We start from the raw sequence: 279 nt of genomic DNA, 5'->3' as shown, positions 1-279 counted from the left end.
AATCGATCAGGCGCCGCGAGCGTTGCCCCGCCACGCCGATCTTGTCCAGCGCGGTGCCGAGCAGCGGCAAGCTGCCGAGATCGCAGAGCGCGATTGCCGCTGCGATCCTGACATCGCGCGAGTGATCGTGGTCAAGCGCTGAAAGCAGGCTTTCCGTTGCATCCTCCGAACCAAGCGCTGCCAGCATCTCGGCCGCATGGATGCGTTCGGCCACATTGCCCCGTTCCAGCAGCCTGCCGACGAGAGCCGGCAAGCCGCATTCATGGAAGGCGACAAGCA

General features: G+C 64.9%; 1 protein-coding gene. It reads right to left on the bottom strand.

What is annotated here, in order from left to right:
• The coding region (locus EN818_RS32365; RefSeq protein ID WP_135906780.1) for a HEAT repeat domain-containing protein at nt 1–279 on the bottom strand (279 nt) is incomplete at both ends.

The sequence above is a fragment of the Mesorhizobium sp. M3A.F.Ca.ET.175.01.1.1 genome, assembly GCF_004791945.1.
In the GTDB taxonomy this organism is placed as follows: Bacteria; Pseudomonadota; Alphaproteobacteria; order Rhizobiales; family Rhizobiaceae; genus Mesorhizobium.
Note: the sequence above shows the minus strand (reverse complement) of the source record. Positions and strands in the feature narration are given on the sequence as shown.